This is a genomic window from Roseomonas rosulenta, from assembly GCF_016106005.1.
GTDB classification, from domain to species: Bacteria; Pseudomonadota; Alphaproteobacteria; order Acetobacterales; family Acetobacteraceae; genus Neoroseomonas; species Neoroseomonas rosulenta.
Genome location: NZ_JACADR010000232.1, coordinates 1 through 7,259 on the forward strand (window position 1 = coordinate 1; position 7,259 = coordinate 7,259).

Annotated in this window: 5 protein-coding genes and 1 pseudogene; 3 read left to right on the top strand and 3 right to left on the bottom strand. The window is 73.5% G+C overall.

The features are described from left to right. The first annotated feature begins 183 nt into the window (after window positions 1-183). Window positions 184-2,325, top strand: coding sequence for a YjbH domain-containing protein (locus HW578_RS20440; RefSeq protein ID WP_232479155.1), 2,142 nt, complete (start codon window positions 184-186; stop codon window positions 2,323-2,325). 270 nt (window positions 2,326-2,595) lie between these two features. Then, complete coding sequence (locus HW578_RS20445) at window positions 2,596-3,654, top strand: glycosyltransferase family 4 protein (RefSeq protein ID WP_198372562.1); 1,059 nt, start codon at window positions 2,596-2,598, stop codon at window positions 3,652-3,654. On the opposite strand, the gene HW578_RS27950 is transcribed toward HW578_RS20445, so the two are convergent. From HW578_RS27950 to HW578_RS20460, 3 genes are all read right to left on the bottom strand, one after another. Further along, the gene (locus HW578_RS27950) at window positions 3,635-4,324 is read right to left on the bottom strand and encodes a YjbF family lipoprotein (RefSeq protein WP_198372563.1); all 690 of its coding nucleotides are present in this window, start codon (window positions 4,322-4,324) and stop codon (window positions 3,635-3,637) included. The genes HW578_RS20445 and HW578_RS27950 overlap by 20 nt on opposite strands. 146 nt (window positions 4,325-4,470) lie before the next feature. Next, complete coding sequence (locus HW578_RS20455) at window positions 4,471-5,295, bottom strand: EF-hand domain-containing protein (protein WP_198372564.1); 825 nt, start codon at window positions 5,293-5,295, stop codon at window positions 4,471-4,473. Next, window positions 5,292-6,752, bottom strand: coding sequence for a hypothetical protein (locus HW578_RS20460; RefSeq protein WP_198372565.1), 1,461 nt, complete (start codon window positions 6,750-6,752; stop codon window positions 5,292-5,294). Before HW578_RS20460 ends, HW578_RS20455 begins: the two co-directional genes overlap by 4 nt. Before the next feature lie 182 nt (window positions 6,753-6,934). On the opposite strand from HW578_RS20460, the pseudogene fliI reads away from it, so the two are divergent. After that, window positions 6,935-7,259: pseudogene (fliI, locus tag HW578_RS20465) on the top strand (flagellum-specific ATP synthase FliI); the annotation flags it as partial.

The window sequence follows — 7,259 nt, forward strand, 5'->3', positions numbered from 1 at the left end:
ACGGCCGGGGCCAACCGGGAGGGCTCTGCCCTCCCGGACCCTCCCGCCGGGGGCATACGTGCCCCCGGACCCGCGATGAATGAATGGCTGGTGAGGAGGAGAGGCTCGTCGGTGCTGCCGACGCGATGGGCGCCCCATGCCCCTCCTCCAAACCAGCCATCCGACCCAGGGTCTGGGAGGCGGTTGCCTCCCAGCAGGGGGTCCGGGGGGCTGACCCCTCGCTACGCCCTCGCCATCCTGGCGCTGCTCTCCGCGCCCGTGCACGCCCAGGGCCTGGGCGGCGACGGGACCGGCTCGGACTGGGGTGGGGTTGGTCTCATCGAGATGCGCAATGCGAGGTTTCGCGCGGATGGCGTGATCGAGGCCGGCGTGGCGTGGCGGCATCAGCGGCAGTTCTGGTTTGTGGGGTTCCAGGCCTTGCCGTGGTTGGAGACGACGTTCCGCGTCAGTGAGCGGCTGAACGGGACGACGGGCTCGGGGATCGTTTCCGACCGGTCCTTCGACATCAAGATCCGGCTGTGGGACGAGCAGGAGTGGCGCCCGGCGCTGGCGGTCGGCATCCAGGACATCGCGGGTACAGGCATCTATGCGGGCGAGTACTTAGTGGCGTCGAAGCGCTTCTGGGATTTCGACGTGACGCTGGGCATGGGCTGGGGGCGGCTCGGCACCTATGCGGATGGCAACAATCCGCTGACCGACATCTGGAGCGGCTTCGGCGAGCGCACGCGCACCGTGGGCGAGGGTGGCACGCTGCGCTGGGGCTCGTATTTCCGGGGCGAGGACATCTCGATCTTCGGTGGCGTGGAGTGGAACGTCCCGGCGCTGCCCACGCCGTGGGGAGACCTGGAGGGGCTGCGCGCCAAGGTCGAGTTCAGCGGCGACCGGTTGCGCGATGAGCGCGGCGGTTATCCCGGGCGCACCACGAACCTGCGCGGATACTCGGCGAGCCGCGTGAATGCCGGGCTGCAATGGACGAACGACTGGCTGGATGTCGGCGTGCATTGGGTGAACGGCACGGACCTGCTGCTGCGCGCCTCGGTGCGGATGGATGCGCATGACCCCCCGCGCGCGCCGCTGCCCCCACCCCCGGCGATGGCCGAGCGCGCCGAGGGCGGATCGGCGGAATCGGCCGCGTTCGCGCCGCGCATCTTCGCCGCGCTGCGCGAGGCGCGGCTGCGCGGCACCGCCTTCGCGATCGAGGGCGACGAGGCGCGCATCGCCGTCTCCGGCGGCCCCTTCCGCACGCTGGCGCAGGTGGCCGGGCGCGTGGCGCGGGCCGTTCAGCCCGTGCTGCCGCGCCAGGTGGAGCGCGTGGTGATCGCCTGGTCGCGTGAGGGTGTCGAGATCGCGCGGCTTCTCGTGCTGCGATCGGCCATGGAGGCCGCCGCGCGCGGCCATGGCAGCGCCGAGGAGATCTTCGCCACCGCCATCCTGATGCCGCCCGGCGACCCCTTCGAGGATGCGGCACGCGCGCCCGGCCCCTCCTTCGTCGATTGGGGCATCGAACCGCGTGTGCGCGTGATCCTCGGCGACCCGTCGCGCACCGCGCTGTACCAGCTCGGGATCGGCGCCAATGCGCGGGTCGAACTGGGCGCGGGCTTCGCGATCGGCGGCGCGGTGGCGCAGGTGGTGGCGCAGAACATGGACGGCGCGGCGGCCTCGGATTCCGTGCTGCCGCGGGTGCGCTCGGACTACGCGCTCTATGCCGACCAGGGGCGCAACCTTGCGGTCACGTCGCTGTATGGGGAGCGCATGTGGTCGCTCGCCCCGGACGTGTTCGCGCGCGCCACCGCCGGCTACCTGGAACCGATGTTCGCCGGTGTCTCGGGCGAGGTGCTGTGGCGCCCGCACGACCGGCCCTACGCCATCGGGCTCGACGTCAACTACGTCGCGCAGCGCGACTACGACCAGCGCTTCGGCCTGCAGGACTACCGCGTCACCACCGGCCATCTTTCGCTGTATCTCGACCTGCCTTGGTGGAACCTGACCACCACGCTGCGCGGCGGGCGCTACCTGGCCGGCGACTGGGGCGGTACGGTCGAGGTCGCGCGCCGCTTCGATTCCGGCATCGAGGTCGGTGCCTTCGCCACCTTCACCGACGTCTCCTATTCCCGCTTCGGCGAAGGGTCCTTCGACAAGGGCATCTTCATCCGCGTCCCGCTCGATATCTTCGGCGTGCAGAGCCGGTCGAACGTGGGCGCCGTGATCCGCCCCACGCAGCGCGACGGCGGGCAGCGCCTGGCCGTCGAGAACCCCCTGTGGGAGGTCACGCGCGACGGCCGCGAGGACTCGCTCCGGCGCGGAGCGGGGTGGTTCACGCGGTGATGGTGCGCCGCGGGAGGGCCAGCCCTCCCGCACCCTCCCGCTGGGGGCAACTGCCCCCCAGACCCGGGGTCAAATGGCTGGAATGGGGGAGGGGCGCGGCGCGCCCGTCGCGTCGGCGGCACCGACGAGCCCCTCCGCCATTCCAGCCATTCACTCATCGCGGGTCCGGGGGCACGCATGCCCCCGGCGGGGGATCCGGGGGGCTGGCCCCCCGCCGCACGCCCTCCACCCCCGCTGGACCCTCCGCCGCGCCCGGGGCATAGCGCTCGCATGCTGTTCGAAGCGGTTCTCCGGCATCTGGGCTTTGCGGTCGTGCTGGCCCTGGTGTCGGCGGCGGTGGTGCGGCTGATGATCGCCTACCCGATCCTGGATCATCCCAATGCGCGCTCGTCGCATCTGCGGCCCACGCCGCGCGGCGGCGGTGTTGGGGTCGTGGTCGCCTTCGTGGCGGGAATGATGGTGCTGTACGCGGGGGCAGCCTTCGCGCGGCTGCCGCCGCCGCAATTCGTCGGCGTGATCGGCGCGGCGGTGGCGATCGCGCTGGTGTCGCTGTGGGATGATGTCGCGGATCTGCGGTTCTCGGTGAAGCTTGCGGCACAGGGCGCCGCGGCGCTCGTGGCGATCGGCTCCGGGCTGGTGCTCGAGCGCCTGGCATTGCCCTGGGCGGGCGAGGTCCCGCTCGGCTGGCTCGGCGTGCCGCTCACGCTGTTCTGGATCGTGGGCTGCACCAATGCGCTGAACTTCATGGATGGGCTGGATGGGCTGGTCGGCGGGTCGGTGTTCCTGGCCGCCGTCATCCTGTGCCTGGTGGCGGGCGAGCAGGGCGGGTGGTTCGTCTATGCGGCGGCCCTGCTGCTGGCCGCTGGGCTGGCCGGGTTCCTGCCGTTCAACCTGCATCCGGCGCGCATCTTCATGGGCGATGTGGGCAGCCAGTTCCTCGGCTTCATGATGGCCGTGCTGGCGGTGGCGGCGGCGGGGTTCGATGCGGCGCAGATTTCCTTCCTGATCGTGCCGCTGCTGCTGTTCGGGCTGTTGTTCGATGCCGCCTTCACCCTGCTGCGCCGCGCGGCGACGGGCCGGCGCGTGGCGGCGGCGCACCGGACGCATCTGTACCAGATGGCGCAGCGCAGCGGGCTGGGCGTGCGCACGGTGGCGGGCGCGCATTGGGGCTTCGTGCTGCTGCATGGCGCGCTGGTGGCGCTGTTCCTGCAGTTGCCCGTCGGGACCAAGCCGCTGGTGGTGCTGCCGGCGCTGGCCGTGCAGGCTGCCTGGCTGGCCTATGTGCTGCGGCGCATGAGGCGCGCCGGCCTCACCTGGGCAGAGGGATGATCTCGGGCGGGGTGACTGGCGGGCCCAGCACCTCGACCACCAGCGGCGGCAGGCCCTCGCCGACCCATTGTTCGGAGCGGAACACCGCGAAGGACCGCGCATCCGCCCAGAAGCGGTTGGTGAAGGACGCCGCGCCGCGGCAGGTTTCGCGCACCAGCAGCGTGTCCTCGACCTCGGCCGGGCCGGCGCTGACCCGGCAATCGAGCCGCAGGCCGAAGCGCATGCGCGAGGGGTCGGTCTCGGAGCGCATCACGTCCACCACGCGCGCGCCGCTGACGGGCGTGTCGCTCAGTTCCCCGATGCGGGTCAGCGGGTCGATGCCGTCGAAGCGGGTCGCTGCCACCACCTGCCGCAGCCCGGCGGTGGCTACGATGCGCGGCCCGTCGGTGGCCAGTACCACGCCGCCGGCTGTGCGCCACATGCGCCGTTCGCCTTCCTCCTGCACGAGGGTGGCGATGCCACGGCGCGAGCCGAGCGTCAGCGCCAGCGCGGCTTCGGCCTGCACGGCCTCGCCTGGCCTGTCCCAGTCGGCCTCGGGCACGGCGGTGCTGGCCTCGAACAGGCTTTCGGGCAGCGGAATGGGCCAGATCATGACGCGCAGCACGTCGGCGCCGGTGGTATTGCCGCAGGCGCCGAGCAGCAGGACGGACAGCAGGAGAAGCCCTCGCACGGCGCGATAATACCACCACGACAATTAACCGTCAGGCGAAATTCTGCGGGCGCGCGACGTCCGTCTCCGCCAGCGTGGAACCCGGCGTCGCCGCGCCTGGCGCACGGCTTGGCACCGACGGGTGATGCAATCCGATGCGGCTGGCCCTACTGGCTCGCCAGCCGTTCGAGCAACGCCCGCAGCAGGCCCGCCCCTTCGCCCAGTGCCTCGATCACCACCGGCCGCCCCGCGGCGGCGCCGCCACCGGACGGCCAGGCGGCGCGGTCCTGCGCCAGTTCCGCCGCCGAGAGCCGCCCGTCCCCGTCGAAGTCCAGCCCATCGACGATCAGCCGGGCGGCGGCTAGCGCGGCGATGCTGCCGAGCCCGACCGCGGTCGCCAGCGCCTCCGGCGTGCCGGCATCCTGCGCGGCCATGGCCCAGGCGACCCCGCGCAGCAGCCGCGCCACCTCCGCCACGCCGAGCTTCCCGTCGCCGGAGACATCGCCGACCGCCACGAGCGCCGCGAGGCAGGGAGGCGCCGCGCCCTCCTGGCAGGCGGCCTCGAGCCGTTCCAGCGCGCCCAGCACCGCCAGCCCCTCGCCATGCAGGGCGGCGAGGCCCGGCGGCGGCACGGTGCAGCGCTGCCAGCGGCGCACCGGGGTGTCGCCGGGCAGGCGGTCGTCGCGCAGCTTGGCGTCGGGCTCCATGGTCTCGAGCGCATCGCCGGCGGCGCGCAGCAGAACACGCGGCGCCTCGGCCCCTGCGCCGGTGCCCAGCGTCCAGTCGCCGAGCGCGCGCAGGCTGCGCAGCCGCACCAGGCGGGCGGGGCCGTCGGCGGGCAGGCGCACCAGGTTGCGCGCGGTCAGGTGCAGCAGGTCGGTCGGCACGGCGCAGGCGCCCTGTGCCCAGGTGCCGCGCAACACTTCCGGAATGCCCTGCGCCGCGGCCGGCCCGGCGGCGAGCAGGAGCAGGGTGAAGAACAGCCGCCTCACCGCAGTTCCAGCTCCACCCCGGCGCAGATATCGGTGCCGGCCAGGATCATCTCGCGCCCGTCGCGGAACACCGCCACCAGGTCGACCAGGCAGGGGGTGCCCTCGGGCGGCGCGAAGTCCAGGGTCTCGTTGACGCCGAGCACCGTTCGGCCAAGCCGGTCCGGCCCGCGTGGCGCGCCGGGGGCGTCGGCATAGAGTTCCGCCACCGGGACATCGGCCGCGTTGCGCAGGCGGACGCTGCCGGGGCGCGGGCCGGTGTCGGCGCTGTCCTCGCCTTCGTCCAGCCGGTCGGCCAGGGTCCAGCCGGGGCGCAGCACGATGGTGCCGACCTCGCAGAGGTTGATGCCGGTGCGTTCCTCGGCGGCGCGGCGTTCCTCGAAGACGATCCGCAGGTCGGCCTCGCAGTCGCGCAGGCGGGCGCCGACCTCGCGCCGCTGGCCGCGCGGCAGCACCTCGTCGCCCAGGCGGTCGGGGCCCCAGTCCTCCTCCGAGGTGCCGGAGAGATAGACCTCCTGGATGGTGGCGCCGTGGCGGTTGACGAGGATGACGCGACGTTCGGGCGGGCGCGGCGCGCCGGAGCCGTCGAAGGCGACCTGCCGGGTGGTGCAGAGGTCGACACCCTGCTTCACCTCCTCGGCGTCATCGTCATAGACCGCGCGCAGGTCCCACAGGCAGGCCGACCCGCGCAGGCGCAGCGTGAAGTTGGCCCCCGGCTGCAGCACGGTGGTGCCCAGCCGGTCGGCGCCCCAGGCCAGCGGCGCGCGGGTCGAGGCGTAGAACTCGCGGATGGTGCGGTCCGAGGTGTTGCCGATCCGGGCCTCGCGCCGCGGGGCATTGGCGTCGCCGAAGGTCACCCGCGGCTCGCGGCACAGGTTCACCGCCGCGCGGGTCTCCTCCTCGCCATCCTCGAACATGGCGGTGACGTCGAAGACGCAGTCCCGCGTGCGGCCGAGGCGGAAGCGGAACTCGCGCGAGGGTTCCACCACGTTCTCGCCGAGCCGGTCCGGGCCGCGGCTGGCGGCCCCGGGCGGCGCGGCGAAGACCTGCATCACGATGGTGTCGGTCTCGTTGCGGATGGTGGCTTCGCGCAGCGGGATGGCGGGGTCGCCGAACTGGACGCGGCGGTTCTGGCAGATGTTCTGGCGGCGGCGTTCCTCGGTGCCGTCCTGGAACACGGCGCGGAATTCCAGCACGCAGTCGCTGCCCTGGATGCGGGCGCGGAAATTGCCGCGGTCAGGCACGGTGTCGGCGCCGAGCAGGTCGGGGCCGAAGGCCTCGTTGCCCGGCGGGGCGGCATAGAGCTCGCGCAACGTCTGCCCGGACTGGTTGGCAATTGTGGCCTCGCGCTCGCGCGGGGCGGGTGGCGTGGGGGCGGCCTGCCGCGGCGCGGCCTGGCCGAGTGCGGCGAGTGGGGCCAGGGCGAGGCAGGCTGCCATCGCCAGGAAACGCAGGCGCATGCGGGGGCTTCCGGGGGGATTCGAGGGCAAGAATGGTAGCGTCGGGTCGCGCCGCGCAAGCGCAGCGAAGACACAGTGATGCGGAAAAGTGACGGTCAGCCGGCGATGCCCCCGCGCCGCCCGGCGGCCGTCGCGCGCCGGCCGCTAACGGGGCGCCAACCAGGGTGCCTCATGCTGCGCGGATGCGCCCCGATGTCGCCGCCGCCGCCCGCGCCCTGCGCAGCCTGTCGCCCCAGGCGGTGCATGGCACCGTCACCGGGCTGGGCGGCCTCGCCATCACGCTCGAGGGGTTCGGCCCGCTGGCGGCGATCGGCGACCGGCTGCGTCTGGAGCCGCCCACCGGCGCGCCGGTGCTGGCCGAGATCGCCGCCTTCCGGGACGGCCGGGCGGAGGCGATCGCGCTCGGGCCCATCACCGGCCTGTCCGCGGGCGCACGCGCGGTGCTGGCGCCGCGCCCGGCGCTGGCGGTGGGCGATGCCTGGCTGGGGCGCGTGCTCGACCCGACCG

What these genes read in the sequence shown, in the direction of transcription:
- HW578_RS20460 (WP_198372565.1), bottom strand. Translation starts at nt 6,752, where the DNA reads ATGCGCCTGCGTTTCCTGGCGATGGCAGCCTGCCTCGCCCTGGCCCCA.
- HW578_RS20445 (WP_198372562.1), top strand. Translation starts at nt 2,596, where the DNA reads ATGCTGTTCGAAGCGGTTCTCCGGCATCTGGGCTTTGCGGTCGTGCTG.